This is a genomic window from Legionella spiritensis, from assembly GCF_900186965.1.
Lineage (GTDB): Bacteria > Pseudomonadota > Gammaproteobacteria > Legionellales > Legionellaceae > Legionella_C > Legionella_C spiritensis.
Genome location: NZ_LT906457.1, coordinates 2,354,775 through 2,378,417, shown reverse-complemented (window position 1 = coordinate 2,378,417; position 23,643 = coordinate 2,354,775). Strand labels below are relative to the sequence as shown.

Below are 23,643 nucleotides of genomic sequence, written 5' to 3'. Positions count from 1 at the left end.
AATACATCTTGCATAATATTTTTGTATGTTTATGATGATAATCTATTAAGATTAAGAAGATATTAAGTCATTCTTAAGTAAAAATTATGTCTTGTTGTTCACAAATGCCTGTGATTCGCAAGACGGTTTTTGACGTCATTGAAATACGTGCGGGAAATGGAGGGAGTCAGGTATGTTTTTCATGGGGAAAGAAAGGGATAATAAAGCGGAACACTCAAAAATTTTTTTTATTCCGATTGTTGAAAAAATAGAAATGGAACACCAGAGTCATTTGGCATATCCCTGGTGTCTTGCTAAGTTGCCGAATGTTGTCCGTCATTTCTATCCTTCCTTGCCAACCTACCGGGAAGCGGTAAAGAGCAATTGCCTTGGTTGGTATAAAGTGTCTTTAAATACCGGGCAGCAAGCGATGCTTGAGCGGATTGAAAGGGAAGGGCAAACTGTTTTTCAAGCCGCGCTGGCTTTTAATATTGCCGATATCGAGAGTTGCATTATTCTAAATAGAAATGGCAGTCATGAATTCGAAAATCCATATTACAGTCATCCAGCCCTTGATGATTCGGAGTCCCTGGAAAGATCCAGCCCGAAAATATAATTTCCATACTGAAAAAACTTGACATACCTGCCATTAAAATTTTTCAATGGTAGATAGGTTCTGTTGAGTTTTATCCACTTGGTTGTTTCGCGAATTAAAATTCAACGGAATCTGCGCCATAACCGGGTGATCCGATAAGGATGGCGTAATCCTTACTACTCTGCCAGAAAAAGGAGAATGAATAGCCCTCAAATACGAAGCTTGATGATTTGATTTTGTCGCCGGGTATTGGATTGTTATTTACAGTCGGAATTTATCGAAACACCAGCATTGTGATTTCTGGTTTTGATGAAGGATTCGGATCCAGAAAATTACGGATTTACAGATTTTTTTACTGGAGCAGCCGTTTCCTGCGGATTTTTACCGATGTAAATGATGACAAACCCTCAAGGAAGATGCGAATTTGGAAACAGTGAGTAAAGACATGGAAATTGTAATCAACGTTCTAGGTTATTTGGCTTCAGTTTTAGTTTTCGCGGCTTTTTATGTGAAACAAATCATGGCGTTACGTCTTATTGCGATAGGGAGTAATCTCGCTTTTATCGCTTATGCAATCATGGCGCATTTGCCGCCTATCTTTGTGTTGCACGCCCTGTTGCTGCCTCTTAACATACAACGTATTTTCGAGTTGAAAAAAGGATTTGGCAAACTGGCTGGCGGTGGAACAATGAAAAGACATCGTTCGGAAAAAACGGCGTAGGACGATAACAGTAAAACGTCATTTATTTGCAAATGAGAATCATTTGTATTATCGTTTCTCCTTTTAACAGGGAGTGAATGATGAAAGGCGTTATTGCATTAAGTTTGGGACTTATCCTCGGACCGGTTTATGCCGATAATTGGGTCAAGCCTTGCGGGGTTCATACCTGGCATGAGGTGATCTCGCAATCAGGCCAGTGGCATGTATCCTTGAAAATGATCAATCAGAATGGACGTTTTGTTGATCAAAGCTGCTCTGAGGTTAGCCAGGCTGCTTTCGGTACCGAGCAATCATTCGCCTACGGCTTTGGATTTGCAAGGGATGCCGATTTTGATATCGCCTACACACTAACGGCCGTTCAGGATAACCAAGCAGGATTTCAATCGAAAGCCTGTGTCTTTGTGGTGACTGCCAACGGTCCGGCACAACCGGATATCCAGGTGGTCAGTTATCACGGAGCGGAATGTCACTGGAGCGCCGTAAAAGGGGTCGGGGAAAATTTCACCGTCGGGTAACCTTATGGGATGATGACGATTTCATCCCGACAATACCGTCGGTTGTGTGTCAATCCTCAGGATTGACACACAACCGGGATAATTACGGGGCAAAATGAACTTGCCGTAATAATTTCAGTAAGGGTGTTTTGTTAATGAAACCAACGGCCGTTAACTGATTGAGCGGTTGTCCTTCTTTATCAAGAAACAACATGGTCGGTGTGCCATAGATGGCAAATGCCCGTTTGATGTCGTTGGCTTGCTCACTGTTCTCACTGATGTCAATTTTTAAATTGATCAGACCGTCCATCGCCCTGGCTACCTCCGGTTGATTGAAAACCCGGGTTTCCATAGCCTGGCAATCACTGCACCAGGATGCGAAAAACTCCATAAAAACAGCTTTGTGTTGTTGTTTTGCCAGATTCAATTGCTTTTCTATCTCCGGCATGGAATGAAGATTAATAAAAGGCGGCTTCACCTCTTCAACACGGACAGCCTGGCTTGGCTTGAACAGCATGAGTGAGGTGTTGTACAGGATAATGCTTCCTGCGACAAGAACGGAAATTCCGATGCCCTTTAGCAGTTTCCCCCATTTTCCGGTTGCAACGCCAAGACTTCCCATCGCCAGGCTTCCCAGAATGAACAAACCTGCCCAAAGCAAATGAGTGATTGCCGGCGGCAATATCCGGGAAGATATCCAGATGGCCATGGCCAGCATGATGATCCCGAACAGTTTTCTGATCACCAGCATCCAGGAACCGGTTTTGGGCAGAATGGAACCGTATCCAGCTCCGACCATGAGCAAGGGCAGCCCCATGCCGGTCGCCATGACGAATAAAATCAAACCGCCCATGAAGGGTTGCCCACTCTGACCAATATAGGTCAGGACTCCGATAAGGGGTGCCGTGACGCAGGGTGAGACAACCAGGGTAGAGATAACCCCCATGAGTGCTACCGATAAATAACTTTTTCGTCCACCGGTTTGATGAATGTTAGTCAAGCGCTGGCTGACGGATGCGGGCAGGCGCAGTTCAAATAATCCGAACATGCTTAATGCCATAAGTACAAACAGCAAACTAAAAGTAATAATAACGGCGGGTTGTTGCATCAACGTCTGGACGGTACTGCCCAGATATCCCGCCAGCATGCCGGCTGCCGCATACGTCACAGCCATCCCGATGACATAGCTCAGCGATAGTTTGAATGCTTTTCGGGAAGACAGCGAACGCTGTCCTATGATGATTCCCGACAGAATGGGAACCATGGGTAGCACACATGGGGTAAAGGCCAGTAAAATACCGAGGCCGAAAAAAGTACTTAAGTAAATCAAGGCGTTATTGCCTTGAATAAAGTGCATGATGGTCGTCGGATTGGAACTTGCAAATCCGGTGGTAAAAGACCATACGCTTTGTGACAGAACCATGAGCAGCATGGCACCCACAGTATATTTGATGGTTTTCATGGTTGAATCCCCAATAATAATCAATAAATAGTGGCAACAGGCGTACTGTTCAGCCGCGCCTGCACCGGTTTTTTGAGTTATCAATGAGAGGAGATAGGGGGCCTTAGCAAACGACGGATTGGTGTTGATGTGACCAGGGTGGCCAGCAGGAAAGAAATGAAACCGGCCATGGCAAGGACGCTGATGAACTCATCAGACAACGCGTTTTGCAATACGGTAAAATAAGCGGTGGAAGCACAGGAAATAGTTGCCGCCAGACGGCTTGGGCATTCGCTTTGTGTGCTGTAATGAGTGGATGGAAGGTTGAACAAATCACGGCCATGGGGCAGCCACGGCTTGAACGATAATACGAGTAAGCCGACAATAACCAGGCAATGCAATGATTTTTCCATGATGTTCATGGCATACATCTTAACAACGACGGTATTGTTTGTAAACTAAATGACCAAATCCGGTTTCGTACCTGGTGTGTTTCGATTAAAAACCTGGCATCCTTTAAAAGTGCTTCGGCAGTTGATGTCCTGCTTCGCTTTGTTGCTCCTGGGCGAGTGTGTCACGAAGAGTTGATAAAGAGCTCTGTAAATGATTTTGGCGCATTATCAATTGAGAATACATCATACGGCTCTCTGCTTGATCGGCACGGTCACCTGAACCGGCTTGCTCTCTGTTTTCTTTAATTAACCCGTTTGTGTCTTCCAGATCTTGTTCAGTTTTCTTAATTTGTTGTAAAAGCTCGTCTTTGGAATACGATGATGTATTTCTATTTTCCCCGTTAGCAAAAAAATTTCTCCTCATGATCAAGTCTCCCTAAAAAATGTTACACAGTGAAATATCCTGACAAACGCAACCATGTTGTTATCCGGTTATCAGTAGCCGAGGATGGCCTAGGCTCCGTGAACAAAAATTTTGACGGGTTAACTGTCATTCCCGCGAAGGCGGGAAACCATTCCTGATGTGGCTCAGTGCTTGATTCAGTATGGATCCCCGCCTTCGCGGGGATGACAAAAAGACAAACACTCTGTGCAAGCCAACCTGTCAAAACTAAATGAAAAGGGTAATAGTAAGGGTAACGCAATGAAATGTAAATTTTTTACCTTATGAGTCAGGCACCTTGCTCTTCTTAAGAAGTTTTATCCATTTTTCCCTGTTGCTTTTTTCCATAGGCGCTTCTTTTATGACGTAATGCAACACGTAAATGCCGTCACTGCCTTTCGTGATTAATTGTAGTTCATGCTGTTTTAATTGTTTGGGGTGCAGGATATGGAATTCAAGCAGAACTTGATCAGGGGATTCGCTGATAATGTTGATCACCGGATCCAGCCCGGAATGGTTTAAATAATCTGTGATTTTCTGGCTAAACTCTCCGGGCGTTAATGTGTCTTGTAAACCGGGCATGGATTGACTGGTTACCAATTCATGCCACTGCTCTATTTTATCCCCTTCCGGCAGGTATTCTATGGTGGTATCCGAATCTGTTTTTCGGCTCCATGCCGCACGCCATGGACGCTCATCAAATACAATTATTTGTTTCTCAACCTTTCTTAAATCTATAGGCTTTTTCTGTGGTTGTAGCAAGGTTGTACTGCAATACAGTTCTCCATTATAATTATAATATTCTGCACATTTGACATCCGTTTCTTTATCAACTTTTATCAGATTTGACGGGTTTATTTTCGCGTAAGAAGTTACGACTATAAAAAAGAAAAATATGAGAAAAATACATCGATTGGAAGTGCACATAATAATCTTCCATGAAAGCAGCAATATATTTAATTCTAGCAATAAATAGCCATATTGTTTGTGAGTATTTTTATGAAATTATGTCGCATTTTATGAAATAAAAATACAATCATCGGGTTACGTAGAAAAATGTTCGTTTAGCCAATCGAACAAGATGCGTTGAAATTGCCCGTTAGCATCAGCTTCGCAGTGCATTCCCGCACCAGATTCGGCGCGAAATTCGACATAAGTTTTTTCACATTGTAACGCGTCATAAAGCGTATTTGCTCTTGTCGATATCCGGTCATTCGGATTAGCGCAAAGAAGAGTTGGACAAAGAATATCAGTGACACGATCAGCCAGCGTATATCTGGTCATTTCCCGCAAATAATTAAATGGCGTGGTGATGCCATGGGTGTTCATACGTGACCGAAAATAAAACTCGGTCATTTTATTTTGGGAAAACAATGTGTGGAAATATTCATTTATTTCTCGTTCCCTGCCTTCGCGAAACGAGGTCATAAGCGCCGGAGGCAGCAGTTTGTCCAGCGATGCGGCTATGTCCATCTGTGCGGGATCGCATACCAGCGCTTTTATCCGCTTTTCGCCGCAGGCCGCCCGGGGAGCCAGGTAGCCGCCGAAACTTCGGCCGATCAGGACGTAATTACGGTCAGACATATTGGTCAAGCCATCCAGCCAGTCAAGCACCTGCGAAACCACGTGTTCAAAATCAGGCCGCATATACAGCTTCTGGCGGCGCAGCACATGACCCTGGCCAGGTCCGTCAAAAATTAAAACATTATAGCGATGCTGCATGGCGGGAGGTATGAGAGGATAATGTTCCTCGAAGGTACTGTCATAGCCTCCCGGTATAATCAGGGTCGCTTTCGCGGGAGATGCTGCCGGGAATAAATAACCGCTCAGGGTTTGACGATCATAGGGAATGGCCACCGGGGTTGCTTCGGGGTGAAGGACTTGCATCGCGCGTTCAAAACAACCCCCCAGCCGGTCAAAACAAGGGATTATGCGGGGATCCGAGAGGTTGGCGCGCAGAAAAAATTCACTGGCGCGATAGTATTCGACCGCGCGCAAACAAGTTGTGGCTGCGGTAAGATAGTGTTTTGCTTCCCAACTGCTGTCAGCCAGTTGTTCGACGTCCCGGGCACGCGCAAACCAGGCGTGATACCAGCTTTCAAAATCGTTATCCCGAATATTGGCCAGGGTCACAAAACACTCACCGATATCGGCACACTGGCTATAGGATTTTCCAAGCGTCCTTAAAAACTGGCCGAAAAATTCATCACAATAATCCGGTAATTTTCGGTATACGTCATAATAATTCGACATAACAGCGTTTATATCCTCATGCGTTTGTATAGAAAAAAAGGTAACCGCGTTATAACACCCATAATGAAACGCCAGAAAAAAGGATGGTAAAGCAGCCGTTTTCCGGAGTGAACACCTTGCCAGCAGGCTTTGGCGCACTGTTTTGGCGGTGAGGCGTAAAAGACACCGGGAACACCGTAAGTTTGCGCCGTGTCAATAAAACCCAGCCGGGCTATGGTGATGGTCGTCGCGGGAGACGCGTTTTGCTGCAAGCCTTGCAAATAAACCTCTATAGCCGCTTTGCTTGCCCCATACAGGCTGTTCTTGGCGCGCCCGCGACAGGCGGCGACGGAACTTAAAAAAATCAGCTGGTGCCGCGTTTGTTCCTTTTGCAAATAACCGTGGATCAATTGTACTGTGCTGGTTATGTTGGTTGTGATCAGCGCGTCAATATTATCCGGTGTTAACGCGCTGTTTTCCAGAATCAGACTGTGGGCGATGAAAAGCGACCATTCCTGTCCGGTAGTTCGTAACCTGTCCAGTAACGTTGCAATGTCCACCGCCAAATCCAGGGTTATGACTTCGCAGTCGATGCCGTGGCGCAGAGACAAATCATCCGCTATGACGTCCAGTTGCAGGGTGTTTCTTCCGATCAGAATGAGATCATGGCCGGCTTTGGCGGCGAGGTGGCCAAATTCGTTAGCGATGACCGAGGTGGCTCCCAGAATAACCCAGACGTTTTTCATGATGGTGTCAATCCCAGTCTCTGTCCCATATCGGATTGCGTGTGACACTGATATTGTCGCAGCACGGAGGAGAATTGCTCATGTTTGTCGTATTGTTGACTGAATTGCTGTCGGGTAAGCAGCAAATCTTTCGCCAGATAAACCCGGCCTCCCGTTTCCGTAATGAATTGATTCATGTCATGAATGGCCTTTTGAGCTTCGTGATTATTGATAAAGTCAATCGCTATGGCAAAACCGGGTTGGACGAAAGACAGAAGCCCGACTCCGGGCTGGCTGAAATATTTTAACACCGCAAGTGTTGGAGTCGCTTTGGCGTTATGGATTATTTGAATTAATCGATCGAGTTGTTCGGCCGCATCATTCGTACCAAAGACCGCTTGAAACTGTAATAAACCCCGTGTGCCATAAAGCCTGTTCCAATGGCGGATGCTGTCAAGCGGATTATTGAAATGACTTAATGGCATGGCCAGAGGTTCGGTGTTTGCCCGTTTGAAGTAGTAGCGATTGAATTGTTTCATGCCCCATCGGGTAATGACGCGGCATGGAAGGCGCGGCATGGTGAACGTATATGGGCGACGGGGAATACAAGACGAACAATGATTGGCCAGAGACAGCAGGGCTTGTGGTGTATTGAGTAAATCAAGCCAGGCCACCTGATAATCGTGTTTCATCCCTTCCTTTTTCATACGATCAAGAAGTTCGGCAAAGGAAACGTGCTTCTCCGTTTTCACCTCGACAAATTGGGACGCTTTGCGCAGTGTCAGACCGACTCGACGGATGATTCCTGTTAAACCAAGACCCGCTATGGTCGCAGCGAAGAGGTCGGCGTGCCGTTCAGGGCTTAAGCGCAGCAATTGATTGCCAATCTGTAGTTCCAGCCAGTTGATATGGCGTCCCAGACTTCCCTCATGGACATTATTTTTGCCGTGCACATCATTCGCTATCCCACCGGCGATGGTCGCGTGCAAGGTGCCCGGAATGACCGGAGGAATATAATCCGGGTGAACCGCAAATAAATCAGCGAAGGTGACCCCCGCCTGGCAATATAACAAGCCGGTCGATTTATCAAAAGACAACAGGTGATTTAAACGACTGCAGTCGATGACAAATCCTTCGTTATTGACACAGCAATCGCTGTAACTCGAACCCTGTCCTCTGGCCAGTACGGTTCGGTTGGGTGATTCCTGAAACAGATCGGCAATCTGCCATTCGTTATCCGGCCGAAAGCACTGCGCAGTGGTGCGAATGGCACGGCTGAAATTGGATAGTCTCTGGTGTTTGCTCAGCATAAGCAATCAGTCCTTGCCGGTATTGCATGAGTTTGCCATGTTTACCTGTCAAATGAAAATGGTTACAAATAAAATCAAATCGATCACGGTAATTTATGTCTATAATTAATTCAATATGGTTGATTCAGGGAAATATCATGCATCATATGATTCATATTACACTATTTTATATATTTATTTTTCTGAGTTTGATAACTGCTATGGCGCATGCTGCGGATATTCCCACGCAAGTTATTGGCGCGGAAGAATATGATAAGGAAATGTGCGTTCAGCAGTATACCGACACTTGTATCAATGCTATTTGTCTGACTTCTACTGCAACAGATTGTCAGGAACAATGCCGGTCCAAGGCAAAAGACAAGTGTGCGGAGCAGATGGAGGAATAACACGCCCCGGATTAGCTGTCCGGTCCTGACCTGGCATATACTGATAAATCGTTCGTCGGCACCGATCCGACGGTTTTTATTACACGTAATACCGATATTTCGTCAAAGTATTGACTTTCTTCGTTTCTTGCAGCTTTTTTTATATCTATTTTCTTGATTATTATATAATAATTTCATGTGGCACGTGATTTGCTTTATGTCTGGGAAATGCTTGCGGGGCAAAGTGCATGCTCCTTGCGGAAATCGCCTTTGACTGGAACAAAGGTGTGTTTAAATCCAGTGCGGGAACAGGATCGATATGGCGGAGAAAGATGTTTTATCACAGGAAGAAATTGACGCGCTGCTGAATTCCGTGGAGGGCGATGACGCGTCCGAGCAGGAAAATAATCAGGATGGCGGTGACAAACCTCAATCCCCCGCAGACGATAATCCATCGGACACAGAGGAATCCCCGCAACAACCGCAAGCCGGTATTGACGCAAAAGCCAATAATAAAGACCAGGTACAGGTACTGAACTTTAACAGTCAGGAACGCGCTGTTCGCGGTGAATTACCTGTGCTTGATAAAATACACGATCGGGCTGCCCGCTATTTTTCCAATGATATTTATCAGTTGATGGCCAAGGATTTGCAAATCAAACAGGATCCGTTACAGGTCGTGAAGCACCATGAGTTTCTGGCAACCTTGCCCAACCCGACGCTGATGACCATTTACCGTTTTAAACCCCTGCGCGGCAAGACGTTAATTCTGTTTGACAAAACGTTTGTGTATGATTTGGTTGATTACTACTTCGGGGGCAGCTCGCAATTTCTCGCCCAATCGGATAAGACGGATTTTACGGCGGCGGAACTTCGGGTCATGGAAATTGTCATTGGTAAACTGGTTCATAATTTTGAACACGCCTGGGCTCCTATTATCAATCTTGAATCTCACCGGGTCAGTGATGAAACGAACCCGCAGTTGATTCATATCGCCGAACCGGACGAACTGCTGTTAGTCAGCCGCTTTGTCGTGGATTTTGGTAAGGAAAAAGGCACGTTTGCGTTTGTGATGCCTTATTCCATGGTGGAACCTATCAAGCAGCAACTGGAACTGGGGGCAGCAAGGCCGGACGAGGAGCTGGATCCCAACTGGATCATGTCGCTTACGGAAGAATTAATGGACGTGGAGCTTACGGTCAGTTCCGTTATGGCACAGACCCATAGCACCCTGCGGCAGGTCATGGCCTGGCAGGCCGGTGATTTCCTGCCCATGGAAATCCAGGAAATTGTGACGCTGGATATTGAGGGCACACCAGGTTTTACTGCAACCTTAGGCAGTGCCAATGATAAAAGAGCACTGAAAATAATAAAAAAAATAAGTTATTAGGGGAAAGGAATGAGTGATCAGACTGAAACGCAAGCGGCAGCTGCATCTGCCGAACCGATGGGAATGTCTGCGGGCAGCGATGCGGAAAAAATGGAGTTGATTCTGGATATACCCGTGTCGGTTACGGTGGAAATCGGTCGGACTAAAATGAGCATACGAAACCTCTTGCAACTGAATCAGGGCGGGATTGTGGCTCTGGATCGTCTTGCCGGCGAACCTCTGGACGTACTGGTTAACGGAACCCTTGTGGCCCATGGTGAGGTGGTTGTGGTCAAGGACAAGTTTGGCGTGAGACTGACGGATATCGTCAGTAAGGCAGAACGGATCAAGCGTCTGAAATGAACAGGACAACGAGTTTTTTATTGCTTGGCCTGTTTCCCCTGCATGCCATAGCGGAAACATCCATGCCGACAGGCAACGCGGCGGTCAGTTCCGCCGAATTATTACGTATTCTTGGTGGATTGCTGTTTGTCGTGTTGCTGATTGCCGTTTTTGCCTGGCTGGTGAAACGCCTGAATCGGGGAGGTATGGGTATTGGCGGCCCATTTAAGATATTAGCCTGCGCCAGTCTTGGAACACGAGAGAAAATCATGATGCTTCAGGTTGGAGAGCGTTTTTTATTATTGGGTGTTACCGCCGGCGGTATCACGACGCTTTACGATTTTGGCGAAGAATTGCCTCCTGGCTTCCAGGGGAATGGAAAAACCTCTTTTGCGGAGTTATTGAAACAAGTGATGGGGAAAGGCAAATGAAGAAGTGGCTTATTGGCTTTTTGACCGCAGGTTGCCTGTTGTTCCCCTGGCTGGCCGAAGCCGCTTCCTTATCCCTTCCTGCCGTTACGGTATCACCGGCTTCTGGTGGCGGCCAATCCTACAGCGTCAATTTACAAATCCTGATTTTTATGACCCTGCTTAGCGTTTTGCCGGGGTTATTGATGGCTATGACGGCGTTTACCCGCATTATTATCGTGCTGTCGATTCTACGACAGGCTATCGGGATGGCTCAGACTCCGACCAATCAGATTTTAATTGGTATTGCGTTATTTATGACTTTTTTCGTGATGTCGCCGGTATTTTATAAGATTAACGACAACGCCGTGCAACCTTACCTGGCTGACAAAATTGATTTTCAACAGGCACTGGCGCAGGCACAGGCGCCTTTAAAAAAATTTATGCTGAACCAGACCCGGAAAAATGATCTGGCGTTATTTGAAAAATTCAATAACAAAAAAATTGCCACCCTCTCTGACGTGCCCATGAGTGTGATGATCCCGGCGTTTGTAACCAGTGAATTAAAAACGGCGTTTCAGATAGGTTTTATTCTCTTTCTGCCGTTTCTGGTTATCGATCTGGTTGTCGCCAGCGTGCTGATGGCTATGGGGATGATGATGCTGTCGCCGCTCATTATTTCCCTGCCGTTTAAAATAATGTTGTTTGTGATGGTCGACGGCTGGACTCTGGTTCTGGGATCACTGGCGTCCAGCTTTGCTTAAGTTGAACAATAGGCAGAGTGGCATAAAACATTAAAAGCGTAACCAGGGAGGGGGCATGACACCGGAAGGAGTGGTTTCACTGTTTAGTGAAAGCGTCTATGTGATCATTATTATGCTGGTCGTACTCATTGTTCCGGGGTTGATTACCGGACTTATCGTCGCCATGTTTCAAGCCGCCACGCAGATTAATGAAATGAGTTTAAGTTTTATTCCCAAGTTATTTGTGACACTGCTGGTTCTTGTTTTTGCCGGGCCGTGGTTGTTGAAAACCATGATTAATTACACCGATTCCCTAATAAGTAATATCCCTTATCTGATAGGTTGACTATGAATTTGGATTATCAGGTGATGATTAACCAGTTTAGCCAGATTATCTGGCCTTTGCCTCGTATTACCGCATTATTGCTGTCGATACCATTAATATCGTCCGGCATGGTGTCGGCAAGAATCCGGATGCTGCTAGCCCTTTCCATGGCTTTTCTGGTATCCCCTTTGATTTCAACCCAATTGAGCCTGCTTCATTTTAGCGGCCAGCATATCGTGATCGTTCTCTTTGAGTCACTATTGGGTTTATTGATGGGTTTTGCGCTGCAACTTGTTTTTCAGGTTTTTATTATTGGAGGGCAGATCATAGCCATGCAGGCCGGTCTTGGTTTCGCCACTATGGTCGATCCGGCCAGCAAAGCCAGCGTGCCGTTAGTCAGTCAGTTATACCTGATGATGATGAGTTTGATGTTTTTTGTCCTAAACGGCCATCTGGCTGTTTTTGAAATGTTGTTGGGCAGTTTTCAGAAGATGCCGGTAGGCTCGGTTTCCTTGTCGCTTCAGGATATCGGTTCGCTCATCATGTTTTCAGGCTGGATGTTTAAAGAAGCGGTGCTGGTTGCCTTGCCCGCCATTTTATCGCTGTTAATTGTCAGTTTGTCGTTCGGGATCATGACTCGGGTCGCGCCACAACTTAATATCTTTTCTATCGGGTTTCCCATTACCTTGTTGATGGGAATAGTGATCGTCAGGGTCAGTTTACCTGGCGTATCGTCACAGATAGCTGATAGCCTGGAGCAGGGATTGTTGTTTATTAAAGGACTATTGCGCTGATGGCAGAACAGGAACAGGCACAGGAAAAAACCGAACAGCCCTCGCCCAAACGTCTTAAGGAAGCCAGGGAAAAGGGGCAGGTGGCGCGCTCGAAAGATTTTAACGCCACCCTGATTTTATTATTTGCCGGAGGCGGTTTTTTAATCTTCGGCCGGTATCTTGCCACGCAATTGACAACCATGATGCGTCAGGCCTTTGAATTTGACAGTACTCTGCTTACCTCAACGAAAGGTACTTTCCAATCGTGCTATCTGGTGGTCAAAACCGGCTTTATAGCCGTACTGCCCTTGTTACTGGTGATTCTGCTGTTGTCGATTGCCGCACCATTACTGATGGGCGGCTGGGTGTTCAGCAGCGAATCCCTGCAACCGAAATTGTCACGCCTGAGCCCGTTGAAAGGGCTTAAGCGGATGGTTTCCCTGAAAGGGTTTGTGGAGATGGTCAAGGCATTGGCCAAATTTATTCTGGTGGCTTTGGTGGCTATCGGGGTGTTGAAATGGCAAGTACCGGCTTTAATGGCGTTAGCGTCGTATCCGTTACCCTCGGCCCTGAGTGAAGGGGTCGGGATGGTCGGGGTGGCTTTTTTAGTTATCAGCGCAAGCCTCATCGTAATCGCCGCGCTGGATGTACCCTTCCAGTGGCATGAACATAACAAGCAATTAAAAATGACAAAACAGGAAATGAAAGACGAATATAAGGAAACGGAAGGCAAGCCGGAAGTCAAAAGCCAGATTCGCCGTACCCAGCAGGAGATAGCGCGCCGGCGGATGATGAGCGAGGTTCCGAAAGCCGATGTTGTGTTGACTAACCCGACCCATTACGCCGTTGCCATTACTTACAAGCAACATGGCAGCCGCGCCCCGGTGGTGATTGCCAAGGGTCAGGATTTGATTGCGTTGCAGATCAATCGAGTCGCCAAAGCCAGCGACGTACCTATTCTGTCCTTGCCGCCGTTGGCGAGAGCTCTTTATTATTCAACCGATTTGAATGAAGAAATACCAAGGGGGCTTTATGTGGCTGTTGCGCAAGTGCTTGCCTATATTTTTCAATTACATGATAAAACAGGTTATGAGGTCAGTCCGGGCATGTTACGGGATTTGCCCATACCCGATGATCTGAAACGAGATGGGGAGGAACAGGCTTGATGGATAGTATTTTGCATACCTTGCGATTATGGATGCGGCAGGGGCTGGGTACGCCTCTGATGCTGGTTATGATGCTCTGCATGATGATTTTACCACTTCCCGCGTTTTTTCTCGATATCCTGTTTACTTTTAATATCGCATTTTCACTCGTGGTTCTTCTGGCGGTTATTTACAGCAACAGGCCGTTGGAATTCGCTGTGTTTCCCACGGTGATCCTGATTGCGACCCTGCTGCGCCTTGCCTTGAACGTCGCATCGACTCGTGTTGTGTTATTAAAAGGCCAAACCGGTACCGATGCGGCCGGTCAGGTCATAAAATCGTTTGGCGAGGTTGTTATTGGAGGGAATTACGCCGTTGGTCTGGTTGTTTTTATTATTCTTGTTGTGATTAATTTCGTAGTGGTCACCAAAGGTGCGGGGCGGGTGTCGGAAGTCAGCGCCCGGTTTACCCTGGATTCCTTACCGGGTAAACAGATGGCGATTGACGCCGATCTCAACGCGGGGCTTATCAATCAGGAACAGGCCATTCAACGCCGTGCCGAGGTGGCGCAGGAAGCCGATTTTTATGGTTCCATGGATGGCGCCAGTAAATTTGTCCGTGGCGACGCCATCGCCGGAATTCTCATTTTGTTCATCAACGTGATTGGCGGCTTGGCCATTGGTGTCTTGCAGCATGATATGGCTTTGACCGACGCGCTGCATAATTACATTTTATTGACCATTGGTGACGGATTAGTGGCACAGGTTCCATCCCTGGTTTTATCAACTGCCGCCGCTATTATGGTGACCCGGGTATCCAGTGCCCAGAACATGAGCCAGGCCGTGGTTCATCAGGTGTTTGGTAACCCTCGTTCCATGATTATTGCCGCGGTTATTTTAGGTGGGATCGGTTTGATCCCGGGTATGCCCCATATTGCTTTTCTCATTCTGGCTGCCGGACTGGGAGGAATAGCCTACCTGTTGCTTGAAAAGAGAAAGAAAGATGAACAAACGGAGCAGGAGGGTGACGCGATCAACCGTGCCGGTGAGGAAACGTTAGCGCAGGAATTATCCTGGGATGACGTCAATCAGGTCGATGTTATTGGTCTGGAAGTGGGCTATCGTTTGATTCCTATGGTGGATAATACGCAAGGCGGCGTATTGTTGGCGCGAATCAAGGGGGTTCGTAAAAAAATATCGCAGGAGTTGGGGTTTCTTATTCCAACGGTCCATATTCGGGATAATCTGGATTTAAAGCCCAATCATTACCGTATCAGCCTGGCCGGCGTGGTCATGGGGGAGGCCCCCATTTACAGTGAAAAATGGCTGGCAATTAATCCTGGTCAGGTATTTGGTGAACTGGACGGGCAACCCACGCGGGATCCCGCGTTTGGTCTGGACGCCGTCTGGATTACCGAGAATCAGAAAGAGCAGGCTCACACCTTTGGTTATACGGTAGTTGACGCGTCAACCGTCATTGCGACCCATTTGAGTCAGATTCTTGAAGAAAACAGCCAGCAATTACTGGGCTACGAGGAAACGCAGCAATTACTGGATAAATTGTCAAAAACCTCACCGAAGCTGGTCAAAGAACTTGTTCCCGATATCCTGTCCCTGGGTGTGGTTCACAAGGTATTGCAAGGTTTGCTGCTTGAGCATATTCCCTTGTCGGATACCAGAACCATTGTCGAGGCTCTGGCGGAAGCGGCGTCAAAATCCAAAGATACTGATTTTCTTATCAGTCAGGTAAGAATTGGATTATCACGCATGATCACGCAGAAACTATGCGGCATAGATAATGAGGAACTGCCGATCATCACTTTGAAACCGGAGTTGGAACAATTATTGCAAAACACAATACAAAACAGTACGGGACAGGGCGTCAGTTTTGAACCGGGCATGGCGGATAAAATCCAGCAGTCGCTGGCTCAGTTGGCTGCCCAGCAACAAGCCAGGCAGGAGTTGGCCGTTTTGGTCGTGCAACCTGGTATACGGGCGGTTCTGGCACGATTTGTGCGTAATATTTCCAGTAACTTGCATGTTTTATCCTATCAGGAAATTCCTGATAACAAAGAGATACGTATTATAGGGACGGTTGGTTAGCAGGGTGGTAACAGAACAGTCGGTACTTCAGGCTCTGCGCGTAACTTTTCCCGGCTGCAAATGCGGCTGACTGGCGTCAATGTTGAGCTATAACATAGAGTGGAGAACTCATGAAACTGAAACGCTTTATAGCACCGGATACTCGTACGGCCATGCAGCGCATCAAGGAGGCGTTTGGCCCGGATGCGGTGATTTTGTCCAGCAGCCGGGTCGATGACGGCGTGGAAATCGTGGCGGCAATCGATTTTGATGAAACGGTTTTGAGTTCGAGTGCGGCTGTAGCAAGCGCGCAACCGCCCAGCCAAAGCAGTCCTTTGGACTCGTCTTCCTCGCCACTGGACGACATGCGTCAGGAAATACAAACATTACGCAGTATGCTTGAAGCGCAGCTTCGTGGACATCCGGGACAAGGGGAACCCTTGCACGCGCTGCTTCTGCAAAAATTAATTTATCTGGGCGTAAGCCAAATGACGGCTTCGTCCCTGGTTAACAGGATTAGTCCCAGTGTGAATCAACAGAGAGGCTGGAAGGACGTGTTGCATCACCTGTCCTCCTCTATCCCTGTTTATGACACAAGGCGCATTGAAGAAGGCGGGATTTACGCGTTTGTCGGCCCGACCGGTGTAGGAAAAACAACGACGCTGGCTAAAATTGCCGCTCGTTTTGTCTTGCGTTTTGGCGCTGAGAAACTCGGTCTGATTACGATGGATACTTATCGGATCGCGGCGGAAGAGCAACTGGTTCTTTATGGGAAAATATTAGGTGTTCAGGTCTGTGTGGCTCATGATGACGCTTCACTATCCCGGATTATCAGGCAATTAAGCGATAAAAAATTGATATTGATTGATACGGCGGGTATGAACCCCGCTGATGAGCGGGTGGCCAGGCAAATGGATTTGCTGGGTACGCAATTGCATTCCATTGCGACGGTTCTGGTTTTACCGGCTACCAGTCATTATCAGGCCATTATTGATGCCATCACACGCTACCAGGCGAGTTGTGTGGAGCAATGTATTATTACCAAACTTGATGAGTCCCCGGCTTTGGGCGGTGTCTTGAGTGCCGTGGCGGAGTCTGGATTGGGTGTTAGTTATTTGACGCATGGGCAGCGGGTACCGGAAGATATCAAACTGGCCACGCGTCATCAATTAATCGAGCAGTTTGCCTTGCAGGAACAGATGATGCAGGAGAGCTGCGAGAAAAGGCAGGATGCTTTTCAGAGTGTTTCCAGGGGGGGGTATGTCGAAAGCTAATCAAAAGGTAAGTGATCAGGCTGATGGTTTACGCAATATCACTCGTTCCAAACCTGTGAAAGTTATTGCTGTTTCCGCCGGGAAGGGCGGTGTCGGCAAAAGCAATGTTTCTGTAAATCTGGCCGTCGCGCTGGCTCAGAAAAATAAAAAAATATTACTGCTTGATGCCGATTTGGGTCTGGCTAATATTGATATCATGCTGGGGTTGCACACCAAGTATAATTTATCTCATGTGATACAGGGCGTGTGTCATCTGACGGATATCATGTTGACGGGTCCTCACGATATCCGGGTTATTCCAGCAGCGTCCGGAACGGAGTATATGACGCAGCTCTCCGCGGTCGAACACGCCGGCATCATCGATGCGTTCAATGAGCTGACGGATGATTTTGATTATATGATTATTGATACGGCAGCCGGTATTTCTGACACTGTGCTAAGCTTTACTAGATCGTCCCAGGAAATCATAGTGGTTGTTTGTGATGAACCAACCTCATTAACGGATGCCTATGCCTTAATAAAGGTCATGAGCAAACGATATGAATGGAGTCATTTTCATATACTTGCCAATATGGTAAGAAGTACCAGGGAAGGGCGGGAATTATTTAATAAACTTTATCGGGTCGCGGAACAGTTTTTGGATGTCAGACTGGATTATCTTGGGGCAATCCCTTTTGACGAGCGTGTTCACGACGCGGTAAAAAAACAGAAAGCCGTGTTGGCTGTCTATCCTGATAGTGGTGCGGCAAAGGCTTTACGACAGCTTGCTGATTCGGTTGAAAATTGGCCATTCAAACGCTCATTGGGAGGGAATACCAGCTTTTTTCTGGAACGGCTGGTAGCAGGAGAACACTAAGGAGAGAGTCGTGGATGCGTTGGCTGCATACGGCAAGGTAAATCAACAAACCCAGGAAGCGTTGGTTAAAACGCATGCCCTGATGGTGAAGCGTATCGCACATCATTTGTTAGGGCGATTGCCTTATTCCGTTCAGTTGGACGATTTGATTCAAGCAGGTATGCTAGGTCTTCTGGAAGCAGTCAGGCATTACGATGCCACAAAGGGCGCTTCCTTTGAAACCTACGCGGGTATCCGCATCCGCGGTCATATGCTGGATGAAGTACGGCGTAATGATTGGGTTCCCCGATCCGTTTACCGCAATGCCCGCATGATAGCCGAGGCGGTAAAAAAAGTGGAAAACAGGTTAGGTCGTGATGCCAAGGATAAAGAGATTGCGGATGAATTGAATTTAAGTCTGGATGCGTATCACACGCTATTGAAAGATTCCTCAGGCAGTCAGCTGTATGGTTTCGATGATTTGGGGGTTACGGATGATACTCTGAAGGGAGGGGAAAGCCATGCGACGGAGCCTCATGAAAAAATTCTGCATGAGGATATGATTAATCATTTAACTCAGGTTATTGAAACACTACCACCAAAGGAACGTCTGGTTTTGTCCTTGTATTATGAACAGGATTTGAATTTGAAGGAAATCGGTGAAGTTCTCGGAGTCAGTGAATCCCGCGTTTCTCAAATACACAGCCAGGCGACAATTCGGATTAAAGCACGATTATCGGAGTAAAATACTTGCAATGGATGGCTTAACATTTCTGGGGTTGATGACAGGATTTCTGGCGATCATAGTCGGTCAGATGATTGAGGGAGGACAAATTAATTCCCTTTTGAATTTGCCCGCGCTGCTTATTGTTCTCGGAGGAACGATGGGGGCGGTTATGGTGCAAACGCCGTTAAACACATTTAAACGGGCTTTCAAAATTATTCCATGGATTTTTCTTCCTCCAAAACGGTCTTTTGAGCAAACGAAAGTGCAACTGGTGGAACTGGCCAGAAAGGCAAGGCAATTTGGCTTGCTGTCTCTGGAAGAGCATATCGAGAGTGAGAAAAACCTGCTATTACGACAAGGTCTTGAATTACTGGTTATAGGTGTGGACAAGCAAACGATCCGTCAGATACTGGAAACTGAAATTGATCGGCGTGAAGCCCATGACTTGCATGCGGCCCATGTGTTTGAAAGCATGGGTGGATATAGCCCCACCATAGGGATTCTAGGGGCGGTGCTGGGGCTTATTCAGGTGATGAGAAATCTGGCGTCTCCCAGTGAATTGGGCGCCGGAATTGCGGTTGCCTTTGTGGCGACTATTTATGGTGTGGGTTTAGCGAACCTGGTTTTTTTACCGGTAGCCAACAAAATCAAGAGTTGTGTGCGTGATCAGATACATCATGATGAAATGCTGATTGAAGGCTTGGTATCCATGGCAGGTGGTGAGAGCCCAAATATGCTAAACTTAAAATTGAACAATTTTGGACAACATCATCAGGATGAGAAAAAGAAACAAGAAGGAAGAAAATCATGAAGATGCTCATCGATGGGTGGTTTCCTACGCCGATTTCATCACCTTGTTGTTCGCGTTTTTTGTGGTGATGTATGCGATATCTTCCGTAAACGTATCCAAATACAAAGCTATGGCGCAAGGCATGCACTCGGCATTCAATTCCAGTGACGGCAAGCAGGCGCCTGTTGAGGATATTGGTGATGCGAACGGCCAGAGTGCCGGAGAAATCAAAGGCAGCGAAAATGAGCCTTTTGAGGCGTTGAGTAAAGCTCTGGCGGATTTGCAGGATCCTGACATTCATATTCAGAAAGAGCAAGGCTGGGTTGAACTTGACATCAAAGCCGGCGCGTTATTTGATAGTGGCAGTGCCGATTTAAAACCGTCCGCGATCATAAAAATGATGAAAGTGGCTGAAGTCCTGAAAGAAGTGCCTTTTCCGATTGCGCTGGAGGGGTACACGGATAACGTGCCAATCAGTACCCCCAGATTTCCATCCAACTGGGAATTATCAACGGGAAGGGCGGCGGCTATGGCCAGAGTGTTGACCATGTATGGTGTTGATCCTGGAAAAATCACTGTAACCGGCTACGGAGCGCAATATCCGGTTGCCGATAATGCAACCGAGGAAGGGCGTGCCAAAAATCGCAGGGTTAATTTAATTATCTCGAAAGACAAAATGGTTCCCAGACTGCTCAACCCGGCAATCAGCATCGAAAAGTACAAGACAAAAGCGGCTTTACAAACCGGGGAAGGCGCCTCTGCCTTGCCTGAGAACAGCCGAATCGAACCGATTAAAAAGGAGGTGCCATGATTATAGCGGTTAGCGTGGGGGTACTGATTACTGTGGTTTTGAGTTACCGGATTTACAAGCTGCATAAAAAACTGACGAACGCCATGCAGAAAATTGCCGAACTGGATAAGCTGTTGGGGCAACATCAGCTGGAACAGTCGGCCGTGGTCAATGCCGATTTGGTCTTTGCCAGACAACTGGCCGATATCAATCGCCAGTTAATCAGCATGGATAATCAACTACAATCCCTGGAAACCAAGCGCCATAATGACGGCGGCTACCAGCATGCCCTTCGTATCCTGGAGATGGGCGGCAATAAAGAGGAAATTGTCGACAGTTGCCATTTATCAAACGCGGAAGCGGAATTGCTGGTGAATTTACATGCCTATCGATCCGCAATCAAAACCGGTGCCCCATCCTGAAAACAGGCTCAGGGCTCCGTGAGCAACCTTGTTTTCCGCGCGAAAACAAGGTGACTATTATTACACACCAAATAATAATGTCTTGTAGCCGTCATGAAGGCTTCGCTGTAATGCGGGAAAACGTTCCTGATTGACACATCAAACCCGCAATACGGCCACAGGCCTCCTTACGGGCTACTGCCTTTTTACAAAAAAATTGTGTCAAGAAAATTTTATTCACCAAACCCGGACTGAAGAAGAGTCATAGATTCATCTGGTCTGCACAGCGCTTTCGCTGTACACTATCGCTTTAAATTCAAGCACAATGAGAATGGTATGTTGGAAGTGAATCAAATCAGCCTGGCTTTAGTTGATTTAGGGGATCGTATCCAGGCTCTTCGGAGGTATCTTTGACTTTGACAGTAAACGGGAACGTCTGGAAGAGGTAGTAAGAGAACTGGAATCATCCGAAATCTGGAATAATCCGGAACAAGCCCAGGCTTTGGGGAAAGAACGGGTGCAACTGGAATCGGTGGTCAGTCAGCTTGAACAATTAGGACAAAGCGTGATTGATTTGACGGAGCTTTTCGAGCTGGCACGTGAAGAAAACGATGAAGGTACCATCAGTGATATTTACCAGGAACTGGAGACCATTGAGCAACAAGTGGCGACACTCGAATTTCGCCGCATGTTTTCCGGTAAAATGGATAATTCCAGCGCCTATCTGGATATTCAGGCCGGTTCCGGGGGTACGGAAGCACAGGATTGGGCTGAAATGCTTTTGCGCATGTATTTGCGTTGGGCCGAGCATCATGGCTTTGACTGTGAACTGATAGAGTGTTCCTCTGGTGATGTTGCCGGTATCAAGAGTGCAACCGTCCATGTTAGCGGAGAATACGCTTATGGATGGCTCAGAACGGAGACCGGCGTACATCGCCTGGTGCGTAAATCCCCTTTCGATTCCGGGAACCGGCGCCATACGTCTTTTTCCGCGGTGTTTGTTTCCCCGGAAGTGGATGACGACATTGATATAGCGATCAATCCGGCTGATTTGCGTATCGACACTTACCGTGCCTCCGGTGCGGGCGGACAGCATGTTAACCGGACGGATTCCGCGGTTCGTATTACACATGAACCCAGCGGTATCGTGGTACAATGTCAGACGGATAGAAGCCAGCATAAAAATAAAGATCAGGCTATGAAGCAATTACGAGCCAAACTTTATGAGATGGAAATGCAAAAGAAACATGCCGCGCAACAGGCGTTGGAAGCGAGCAAATCCGATATAGGATGGGGATCACAGATTCGTTCCTATGTTCTGGATCAATCGCGCATCAAGGATTTACGAACAGGTGTGGAAATCAGTAATACGCAGGCCGTTCTTGACGGGGATCTCGATCCATTCATCAAGGCCAGCCTGAAAGCGGGAGTAGGGGCAGCATGACAGTGACAGAAGAACATTTGGATGAGAGCGAAGTTTATCAAATCCGTAAACAGAAACTGGCGGACTTGCGCGAAAGCGGATTTAATTTTCCCAATCAATTTCGTCGTCAGGATCTGGCTGCCAGTTTGCATTTGCAATACGAGTCGGCCAGCAAGGAAGAGCTGGTGGAACAACCGGTAAAAGTCGCCATTGCCGGACGTATCGTGCTAAGACGTATTATGGGAAAGGCCAGTTTTTTTCATATTCAGGATGTGTCGGGCCGTATTCAGGTCTACATTCGCCAAAATGAACTTCCGGAACTGTATGAGCAGTTCAAGCATTGGGATTTGGGTGATATTGCAGGGGTTGAAGGCATACTATTCAAAACCAATACCAATGAACTGACCGTTCACGCCGAACACATCGAATTGTTGACGAAATCACTGCGCCCCTTGCCCGATAAATATCATGGGCTGACGGATCAGGAAGTTCGTTACCGCAAGCGTTATGTCGATTTGATCGCGAATGAGGATAGCCGAAACACGTTTTTAATCCGTACTAAAATGATTAAGGCGATGCGCCAGTTTATGGACAGTCATCAATTTGTCGAGGTGGAAACACCCATGATGCATCCTATTCCCGGTGGAGCGCTTGCCCGTCCTTTTATAACTCATCACCATACCCTCGATATGGAAATGTTTTTGCGTATCGCGCCGGAACTTTATCTGAAACGTTTGGTGGTCGGCGGATTCGAGCGTGTTTACGAGATCAATCGTAATTTTCGTAACGAGGGCATTTCCACCCGCCATAACCCGGAATTTACCATGGTTGAATTCTATCAGGCGTATGCGGATTACAAGGACCTCATGGATTTTACCGAACAATTGATTCACCATTTATGTGATGTGGTGGCAGGGAGTCGTCAGATAGAATATCAGGGACAATTGCTGGATTTCTCAAAATCGTTTGAGCGCCTGACCGTCAAGGAAGCAATTTTGCATTATCTACCGGAAGTGGGCGGGCAACAAATTGAAACCGTGGAAGGATTAAGGACATTGCTTGACAAGTCGGGATTTGGCTACAAGGAAACGGATGGTCTGGGCAAACTGCAGATGATTCTTTTTGAAGAAAAGGTAGAACACTTGCTAGTGCAGCCTACCTTCGTCACCGGCTATCCAACGGAAGTATCGCCTTTGGCCAGACGCAGTGACGATAATCCGGATGTGACTGATCGTTTTGAATTTTTTATTGCTGGTCGCGAAATAGCCAATGGTTTTTCCGAATTAAACGATGCGGAAGATCAGGCGGAACGATTCCGCAAACAGGTTATGGAAAAAGACGCCGGAGATTTGGAAGCGATGCATTTTGACAGCGATTATATTGAAGCACTGGAGTATGGCATGCCGCCTGCGGCCGGAGAAGGCATTGGTGTGGATCGTCTTGTCATGCTCTTTACCAACTCGCAATCCATACGAGATGTCATTTTATTTCCGCATTTGCGGCAATCCTGAACAAGGTCGGG

The 23,643-nt window shown here is 47.1% G+C and carries 27 protein-coding genes; 20 read left to right on the top strand and 7 right to left on the bottom strand.

The genetic code is table 11. The annotated features are described in order from the left end of the window. Positions 1 to 181: 181 nt before the first annotated feature. From CKW05_RS10710 to CKW05_RS10695, 3 genes are all read left to right on the top strand, one after another. Positions 182 to 595 (top strand): hypothetical protein, encoded by a 414-nt coding sequence (locus CKW05_RS10710; protein ID WP_058482316.1) that lies wholly within the window; start codon positions 182 to 184, stop codon positions 593 to 595. Between the two features lie 424 nt (positions 596 to 1,019). After that, complete coding sequence (locus tag CKW05_RS10700; protein WP_065238360.1) at positions 1,020 to 1,295, top strand: hypothetical protein; 276 nt, start codon at positions 1,020 to 1,022, stop codon at positions 1,293 to 1,295. A 77-nt stretch (positions 1,296 to 1,372) separates the two neighbouring features. Next, the gene (locus CKW05_RS10695; RefSeq protein ID WP_231950450.1) at positions 1,373 to 1,810 is read left to right on the top strand and encodes a hypothetical protein; all 438 of its coding nucleotides are present in this window, start codon (positions 1,373 to 1,375) and stop codon (positions 1,808 to 1,810) included. A gap of 82 nt (positions 1,811 to 1,892) precedes the next feature. Here CKW05_RS10695 and dsbD read toward each other — a convergent pair whose 3' ends face one another. The 7 genes from dsbD to CKW05_RS10660 form a co-directional block, all read right to left on the bottom strand. Beyond that, positions 1,893 to 3,251, bottom strand: a complete 1,359-nt coding sequence (dsbD, locus tag CKW05_RS10690; RefSeq protein WP_058482458.1) for a protein-disulfide reductase DsbD — start codon at positions 3,249 to 3,251, stop codon at positions 1,893 to 1,895. 80 nt (positions 3,252 to 3,331) lie between these two features. Then, entirely contained in the window at positions 3,332 to 3,652 is a 321-nt protein-coding gene (locus CKW05_RS10685; protein ID WP_156413331.1) for a hypothetical protein, read from the bottom strand. 94 nt (positions 3,653 to 3,746) lie between these two features. Next, entirely contained in the window at positions 3,747 to 4,046 is a 300-nt protein-coding gene (locus tag CKW05_RS10680; protein WP_058482320.1) for a hypothetical protein, read from the bottom strand. Between the two features lie 300 nt (positions 4,047 to 4,346). Continuing rightward, entirely contained in the window at positions 4,347 to 4,991 is a 645-nt protein-coding gene (locus CKW05_RS10675) for a hypothetical protein (protein WP_058482321.1), read from the bottom strand. A 117-nt stretch (positions 4,992 to 5,108) separates the two neighbouring features. After that, complete coding sequence (locus tag CKW05_RS10670) at positions 5,109 to 6,317, bottom strand: alpha/beta hydrolase family protein (protein WP_058482322.1); 1,209 nt, start codon at positions 6,315 to 6,317, stop codon at positions 5,109 to 5,111. A gap of 8 nt (positions 6,318 to 6,325) precedes the next feature. Then, a complete protein-coding gene (locus tag CKW05_RS10665; protein ID WP_058482459.1) occupies positions 6,326 to 7,045 on the bottom strand; it encodes an SDR family NAD(P)-dependent oxidoreductase in 720 nt (239 codons plus the stop codon). Beyond that, entirely contained in the window at positions 7,039 to 8,331 is a 1,293-nt protein-coding gene (locus tag CKW05_RS10660; protein ID WP_058482323.1) for an FAD-binding oxidoreductase, read from the bottom strand. The genes CKW05_RS10665 and CKW05_RS10660 overlap by 7 nt, the downstream gene beginning before the upstream one ends. 137 nt (positions 8,332 to 8,468) lie before the next feature. Between CKW05_RS10660 and CKW05_RS10655 the strand changes: the two genes are divergently transcribed. The 17 genes from CKW05_RS10655 to lysS all read left to right on the top strand — a co-directional run bounded on the left by CKW05_RS10655 (position 8,469) and on the right by lysS (position 23,632). Further along, positions 8,469 to 8,717 (top strand): hypothetical protein, encoded by a 249-nt coding sequence (locus tag CKW05_RS10655; protein ID WP_058482324.1) that lies wholly within the window; start codon positions 8,469 to 8,471, stop codon positions 8,715 to 8,717. 298 nt (positions 8,718 to 9,015) lie between these two features. Then, the gene (gene fliM, locus CKW05_RS10650; RefSeq protein WP_058482325.1) at positions 9,016 to 10,086 is read left to right on the top strand and encodes a flagellar motor switch protein FliM; all 1,071 of its coding nucleotides are present in this window, start codon (positions 9,016 to 9,018) and stop codon (positions 10,084 to 10,086) included. 57 nt (positions 10,087 to 10,143) lie between these two features. Further along, entirely contained in the window at positions 10,144 to 10,428 is a 285-nt protein-coding gene (gene fliN / locus CKW05_RS10645; protein ID WP_197697361.1) for a flagellar motor switch protein FliN, read from the top strand. Continuing rightward, entirely contained in the window at positions 10,425 to 10,838 is a 414-nt protein-coding gene (gene fliO / locus CKW05_RS10640) for a flagellar biosynthetic protein FliO (protein WP_058482327.1), read from the top strand. Before fliN ends, fliO begins: the two co-directional genes overlap by 4 nt. Then, positions 10,835 to 11,578 (top strand): flagellar type III secretion system pore protein FliP, encoded by a 744-nt coding sequence (gene fliP, locus CKW05_RS10635; protein WP_058482328.1) that lies wholly within the window; start codon positions 10,835 to 10,837, stop codon positions 11,576 to 11,578. The genes fliO and fliP overlap by 4 nt, the downstream gene beginning before the upstream one ends. A 55-nt stretch (positions 11,579 to 11,633) precedes the next feature. Further along, positions 11,634 to 11,903, top strand: coding sequence for a flagellar biosynthesis protein FliQ (gene fliQ, locus CKW05_RS10630; protein ID WP_058482329.1), 270 nt, complete (start codon positions 11,634 to 11,636; stop codon positions 11,901 to 11,903). A 2-nt stretch (positions 11,904 to 11,905) separates the two neighbouring features. Then, positions 11,906 to 12,676 (top strand): flagellar biosynthetic protein FliR, encoded by a 771-nt coding sequence (gene fliR / locus CKW05_RS10625; protein WP_058482330.1) that lies wholly within the window; start codon positions 11,906 to 11,908, stop codon positions 12,674 to 12,676. Then, positions 12,676 to 13,821, top strand: a complete 1,146-nt coding sequence (flhB, locus tag CKW05_RS10620) for a flagellar biosynthesis protein FlhB (protein ID WP_058482331.1) — start codon at positions 12,676 to 12,678, stop codon at positions 13,819 to 13,821. The genes fliR and flhB overlap by 1 nt, the downstream gene beginning before the upstream one ends. Continuing rightward, entirely contained in the window at positions 13,821 to 15,902 is a 2,082-nt protein-coding gene (gene flhA / locus CKW05_RS10615) for a flagellar biosynthesis protein FlhA (RefSeq protein WP_058482332.1), read from the top strand. The genes flhB and flhA overlap by 1 nt, the downstream gene beginning before the upstream one ends. A 110-nt stretch (positions 15,903 to 16,012) precedes the next feature. Further along, positions 16,013 to 17,155, top strand: a complete 1,143-nt coding sequence (gene flhF / locus CKW05_RS10610) for a flagellar biosynthesis protein FlhF (RefSeq protein WP_058482333.1) — start codon at positions 16,013 to 16,015, stop codon at positions 17,153 to 17,155. Next, on the top strand, positions 17,142 to 18,011 hold the full coding sequence (locus CKW05_RS10605) for a MinD/ParA family protein (protein ID WP_058482334.1): 870 nt from the start codon (positions 17,142 to 17,144) through the stop codon (positions 18,009 to 18,011). The genes flhF and CKW05_RS10605 overlap by 14 nt, the downstream gene beginning before the upstream one ends. 10 nt (positions 18,012 to 18,021) lie before the next feature. Further along, positions 18,022 to 18,735: an RNA polymerase sigma factor FliA gene (locus CKW05_RS10600; protein ID WP_058482335.1), complete on the top strand. Its 714-nt coding sequence runs from the start codon at positions 18,022 to 18,024 to the stop codon at positions 18,733 to 18,735. 10 nt (positions 18,736 to 18,745) lie between these two features. Then, a complete protein-coding gene (locus CKW05_RS10595) occupies positions 18,746 to 19,528 on the top strand; it encodes a flagellar motor protein (RefSeq protein WP_058482336.1) in 783 nt (260 codons plus the stop codon). Next, positions 19,494 to 20,318 carry a flagellar motor protein MotB gene (locus CKW05_RS10590; RefSeq protein ID WP_058482337.1) on the top strand — a complete coding sequence of 275 codons (825 nt, stop codon included), beginning with the start codon at positions 19,494 to 19,496 and terminating at the stop codon, positions 20,316 to 20,318. The genes CKW05_RS10595 and CKW05_RS10590 overlap by 35 nt, the downstream gene beginning before the upstream one ends. Further along, positions 20,315 to 20,719: a DUF2802 domain-containing protein gene (locus CKW05_RS10585; protein ID WP_058482338.1), complete on the top strand. Its 405-nt coding sequence runs from the start codon at positions 20,315 to 20,317 to the stop codon at positions 20,717 to 20,719. The genes CKW05_RS10590 and CKW05_RS10585 overlap by 4 nt, the downstream gene beginning before the upstream one ends. Positions 20,720 to 21,034: 315 nt before the next feature. Next, a protein-coding gene (gene prfB, locus CKW05_RS10580) for a peptide chain release factor 2 (protein WP_133141161.1) occupies positions 21,035 to 22,142 on the top strand; the annotation gives its coding sequence in 2 pieces (ribosomal slippage) (positions 21,035 to 21,109 and positions 21,111 to 22,142; 1,107 coding nt in all). Continuing rightward, complete coding sequence (gene lysS / locus CKW05_RS10575) at positions 22,139 to 23,632, top strand: lysine--tRNA ligase (RefSeq protein WP_058482340.1); 1,494 nt, start codon at positions 22,139 to 22,141, stop codon at positions 23,630 to 23,632. The genes prfB and lysS overlap by 4 nt, the downstream gene beginning before the upstream one ends. The last annotated feature ends 11 nt before the right edge of the window (positions 23,633 to 23,643 follow it).

Excerpts from the sequence above, each read along its gene's own strand:
- CKW05_RS10710 (WP_058482316.1), top strand. The coding sequence starts at position 182 with ATGGGGAAAGAAAGGGATAATAAAGCGGAACACTCAAAAATTTTTTTT.
- CKW05_RS10700 (WP_065238360.1), top strand. The coding sequence starts at position 1,020 with ATGGAAATTGTAATCAACGTTCTAGGTTATTTGGCTTCAGTTTTAGTT.
- CKW05_RS10695 (WP_231950450.1), top strand. The coding sequence starts at position 1,373 with ATGATGAAAGGCGTTATTGCATTAAGTTTGGGACTTATCCTCGGACCG.
- dsbD (WP_058482458.1), bottom strand. The coding sequence starts at position 3,251 with ATGAAAACCATCAAATATACTGTGGGTGCCATGCTGCTCATGGTTCTG.
- CKW05_RS10685 (WP_156413331.1), bottom strand. The coding sequence starts at position 3,652 with ATGAACATCATGGAAAAATCATTGCATTGCCTGGTTATTGTCGGCTTA.
- CKW05_RS10680 (WP_058482320.1), bottom strand. The coding sequence starts at position 4,046 with ATGAGGAGAAATTTTTTTGCTAACGGGGAAAATAGAAATACATCATCG.
- CKW05_RS10675 (WP_058482321.1), bottom strand. The coding sequence starts at position 4,991 with ATGTGCACTTCCAATCGATGTATTTTTCTCATATTTTTCTTTTTTATA.
- CKW05_RS10670 (WP_058482322.1), bottom strand. The coding sequence starts at position 6,317 with ATGTCGAATTATTATGACGTATACCGAAAATTACCGGATTATTGTGAT.
- CKW05_RS10660 (WP_058482323.1), bottom strand. The coding sequence starts at position 8,331 with ATGCTGAGCAAACACCAGAGACTATCCAATTTCAGCCGTGCCATTCGC.
- CKW05_RS10655 (WP_058482324.1), top strand. The coding sequence starts at position 8,469 with ATGCATCATATGATTCATATTACACTATTTTATATATTTATTTTTCTG.
- fliM (WP_058482325.1), top strand. The coding sequence starts at position 9,016 with ATGGCGGAGAAAGATGTTTTATCACAGGAAGAAATTGACGCGCTGCTG.
- fliN (WP_197697361.1), top strand. The coding sequence starts at position 10,144 with ATGGGAATGTCTGCGGGCAGCGATGCGGAAAAAATGGAGTTGATTCTG.
- fliO (WP_058482327.1), top strand. The coding sequence starts at position 10,425 with ATGAACAGGACAACGAGTTTTTTATTGCTTGGCCTGTTTCCCCTGCAT.
- fliP (WP_058482328.1), top strand. The coding sequence starts at position 10,835 with ATGAAGAAGTGGCTTATTGGCTTTTTGACCGCAGGTTGCCTGTTGTTC.
- fliQ (WP_058482329.1), top strand. The coding sequence starts at position 11,634 with ATGACACCGGAAGGAGTGGTTTCACTGTTTAGTGAAAGCGTCTATGTG.
- fliR (WP_058482330.1), top strand. The coding sequence starts at position 11,906 with ATGAATTTGGATTATCAGGTGATGATTAACCAGTTTAGCCAGATTATC.
- flhB (WP_058482331.1), top strand. The coding sequence starts at position 12,676 with ATGGCAGAACAGGAACAGGCACAGGAAAAAACCGAACAGCCCTCGCCC.
- flhA (WP_058482332.1), top strand. The coding sequence starts at position 13,821 with ATGGATAGTATTTTGCATACCTTGCGATTATGGATGCGGCAGGGGCTG.
- flhF (WP_058482333.1), top strand. The coding sequence starts at position 16,013 with ATGAAACTGAAACGCTTTATAGCACCGGATACTCGTACGGCCATGCAG.
- CKW05_RS10605 (WP_058482334.1), top strand. The coding sequence starts at position 17,142 with ATGTCGAAAGCTAATCAAAAGGTAAGTGATCAGGCTGATGGTTTACGC.
- CKW05_RS10595 (WP_058482336.1), top strand. The coding sequence starts at position 18,746 with ATGGATGGCTTAACATTTCTGGGGTTGATGACAGGATTTCTGGCGATC.
- CKW05_RS10590 (WP_058482337.1), top strand. The coding sequence starts at position 19,494 with ATGAGAAAAAGAAACAAGAAGGAAGAAAATCATGAAGATGCTCATCGA.
- CKW05_RS10585 (WP_058482338.1), top strand. The coding sequence starts at position 20,315 with ATGATTATAGCGGTTAGCGTGGGGGTACTGATTACTGTGGTTTTGAGT.
- lysS (WP_058482340.1), top strand. The coding sequence starts at position 22,139 with ATGACAGTGACAGAAGAACATTTGGATGAGAGCGAAGTTTATCAAATC.